Genomic DNA, 3,004 nt, shown 5'->3' with positions numbered 1-3,004 from the left:
CGTGGGAGCGGGCTTGCCCCGCGATCATTTTGTTATACGGTCACATGCAACCGCACATCCACATTGCCGCGGGTAGCGTTGGAGTAAGGGCAGACCTTGTGCGCCTTCTCCACCAGCCCTTCGGCATCGGCCTGGGCCAGGCCCGGCAGGTTGATGTGCAGGTCGATGTCCAGGCCGAAGCCACCGGGAATTTGCCCGATACCCACCTTGGCGGTGATCGAGGCATCGGCCGGCAGGGCCTTTTTCTCCTGGCCGGCGACGAACTTCAGGGCGCCGATGAAGCAGGCCGAGTAGCCGGCGGCAAACATCTGCTCGGGGTTGGTGCCGTCACCGCCAGCGCCGCCCAGCTCTTTAGGGGTGCTCAGCTTGACTTCCAGCTTGCCGTCGCTGGAGCGGGATTTACCGTCGCGGCCGCCAGTGGAAGTGGCTTCTGCGATGTACAGCGGAGTGACCTTTTGCATCTTGAGCCTCGTTCATATGCTGTGCGCCCGTTGATGGAAGGGGCGCTGGGTGGGTACGGGATAAAACTTAGCGCGCAATTAGTTTGCGCGCAAGTTAAATGTTCGGCCACTCGTCCGAACGGCCATCACCCAGCATAGCCGTCAGAGGTTTTTTTGCAGGTTCGCGCGCAGTTCGATCAGTTCTGCCTGCAGCTTGGCCAGTTGCTCGACCGTGCGGCCGCTGGCCTTGAGGATGCAGTGCGGCACGTCCCGGGCTTGCTGTTGCAGGGCACGGCCCTTGTCGGTCAGCTGCACCAGCACCACCCGTTCGTCTTCGCGGCTGCGGGTGCGCTTGAGCAGCCCTTCGCTTTCCAGGCGCTTGAGCAGCGGGGTGAGCGAGCCGGGGTCGGTGAGCAGGTGCTGGCTGATCTCGCCCACGGTCAGGCCGTCCTGCTCCCACAGCACCAGCATGGCCAGGTACTGCGGGTAGGTCAGGCCCAGCGCCTGCAGCAGGGGCTTGTAGACCTTGGTCATCAGCAGCGACGTCGAATGCAGGGCGAAGCAGACCTGGTTGTCCAGCAGCAGCTCGTCGCAGGGGGCTTGGGTGTTGGCGTTCATGCAGGTCCTTGAAATCGGTGTAGGGGAAAATCTAGCACGCTGAAGGTTGGCGCGCTCATTGCCAGCGCAGCTCGCTGCGCAAGGCCAGGTCCCAGGGGGGCACCGGGCTGAAGCGGCTCTTGAGGAATTCGAGCAGCAAGCGGCTGCGAGAGTTCGTTTCATGTTCCAGGCGCAACGCATAGATACCACTGCTCTCCGGCGCGGGCAGGCCGTTGTCGCAGAACAGTGGCAGCAGTTCGCCGCGCAGCAGGTAGTCGCTGATCAGCCAGGTGGGCAGGTGTGCGATGCCCAGGCCGGCCAGAGCGCCGAACAGCAAGGTTTCGGCATTGTTGGCGGTCATGCGCATGCGCGTGGGCCGGTGCAGGCGCGCCTGGCCATCGACCGTGAAGCGCCAGGCGAACGGCGGCGCCAGGCCGTCCCAGTCGAGGCCGTCATGCCCAGGCAGCTCGCTGGGGCAGGCGGGCACGCCACGGCTGGCCAGGTAGCCAGGGCTGGCGCAGGCGATACGCACCATGTAGGCCAGGGGCGTGGCTACCAGGCGGGTGTCGGCCAGGGGGCCGGCGCGCAGCACCAGGTCGACTTCGCCCAGGTGACTGCCGTGCAGGTCGACGAAGCTGTCGATCAGGCGCAACTGCACGTCCAGCCCGGGGTAGGCCACCAGGAAGTCGGCAATGGCCGGTGCCAGGTGGCGGCGACCGAAGGCCGCCGGGGCATCGATGCGAATCAAGCCCTCGGGGGCGTTGCTCAGCGACACCGCCTCGGCCCGTGCCAGGCGCAACTCTTCGATGATGCGCCGGGCCCGTTCGGCGAAGGCGTTACCGGCGGGCGTGGGGCGCACGGCATGGGTACTGCGGGCGAACAGGCGGCTGCCGACGGCGCTTTCCAGGTTGTCGATGCGCCGCGCCACGGCCGAGGGGGTCAGTGGGTGGCGGCGGGCGGCGGCAGAAAAACTGCCGGTTTCCAGTACGTCGAGGAACAGGCTCAGTTGTTCGGTGAGGATGTCGGGGCTCATGGCAGGTCTGCTTATGCGTAAGGCGCACAGCCATTGTGCGCTGCTGTGCGTTTCCCCGCCAGCCGCGACTGGGTAGCATGCAGCCATTGTTCAGGAGCAGGCGGAAGAGGCGCTGATGATCGAGTGGTTGATGTATATCGTGTTGGGCGCCGCGCTAGGCACCATGGGTGGGTTGTTCGGCATCGGTGGCGGGCTGATCGCCATCCCTGCGTTGGGCGTGCTGTTCGGCCTTGACCAGCAACTGGCCCAGGGCACCGCGCTGGTGATGGTGGTGCCGAACGTGCTGCTGGCACTGTGGCGCTACCACCAGCGCAACCGCATCGAGTTGCGCCATGCCGTGCCGTTGTCGCTGTGCAGCTTCCTTTTCGCCTGGCTGGGCTCGATCTGGGCGGTGGGCATCGATGCCCAGTCGATGCGCCTGGGCTTCGTCGGCTTCCTGGTGGCGCTGGCGGTGTGGAACGTGGCGCGGATGTTCCTGCGGGTGAGGCCGCCGAGCAGTGAAATGCGTTACCCCTGGCCATGGCTGGGTGTGCTGGGCAGCTTCGCCGGGACCATGGGCGGGTTGTTCGGTGTGGGTGGGGCCGTGGTGGCCACGCCGATATTGACCTCCGTGTTCGGCACCACCCAGGTGGTGGCCCAGGGCTTGTCGCTGGCGCTGGCGGCGCCGAGTACCACGGTGACCTTGCTCACCTACGGGGTGCATCAAAGCGTGGACTGGAGCGTCGGTATCCCATTGGCGGTGGGCGGTCTGCTCAGCATCAGTTGGGGGGTGAAACTGGCCCATGCCTTGCCGGAGAAGGTGCTGCGCGCGCTGTTCTGTGTGTTCCTGGTGGTGTGTGCTGTGATGCTTGGGTTCGAGCTTTAGCCCGATCGCGGGGGGGGGGCGGAACCTCACACCAGCACCATCACAAGGAGATCCGTCCACACAGGCTGT

Annotated in this window: 4 protein-coding genes; 1 reads left to right on the top strand and 3 read right to left on the bottom strand. The window is 65.7% G+C overall.

Features of this window, described 5'->3' with window-relative positions; all coding sequences use genetic code 11:
- Positions 1–32 precede the first annotated feature (32 nt).
- From ACO6VM_RS17430 to ACO6VM_RS17420, 3 genes are all read right to left on the bottom strand, one after another.
- On the bottom strand, positions 33–461 hold the full coding sequence (locus ACO6VM_RS17430) for an organic hydroperoxide resistance protein (protein ID WP_023632623.1): 429 nt from the start codon (positions 459–461) through the stop codon (positions 33–35).
- 141 nt (positions 462–602) lie between these two features.
- Entirely contained in the window at positions 603–1,058 is a 456-nt protein-coding gene (locus tag ACO6VM_RS17425) for a MarR family winged helix-turn-helix transcriptional regulator (protein WP_110996499.1), read from the bottom strand.
- Positions 1,059–1,113: 55 nt separating this feature from the next.
- The gene (locus ACO6VM_RS17420) at positions 1,114–2,070 is read right to left on the bottom strand and encodes a LysR family transcriptional regulator (protein WP_401057817.1); all 957 of its coding nucleotides are present in this window, start codon (positions 2,068–2,070) and stop codon (positions 1,114–1,116) included.
- 115 nt (positions 2,071–2,185) lie between these two features.
- Between ACO6VM_RS17420 and ACO6VM_RS17415 the strand changes: the two genes are divergently transcribed.
- The gene (locus ACO6VM_RS17415; protein WP_422403571.1) at positions 2,186–2,935 is read left to right on the top strand and encodes a sulfite exporter TauE/SafE family protein; all 750 of its coding nucleotides are present in this window, start codon (positions 2,186–2,188) and stop codon (positions 2,933–2,935) included.
- Positions 2,936–3,004: the final 69 nt, after the last annotated feature.

The organism is Pseudomonas sp. GZD-209, from assembly GCF_049310485.1.
Taxonomy (GTDB): Bacteria; Pseudomonadota; Gammaproteobacteria; order Pseudomonadales; family Pseudomonadaceae; genus Aquipseudomonas; species Aquipseudomonas sichuanensis.
This window is presented reverse-complemented; position numbering and strand designations above follow the sequence as displayed.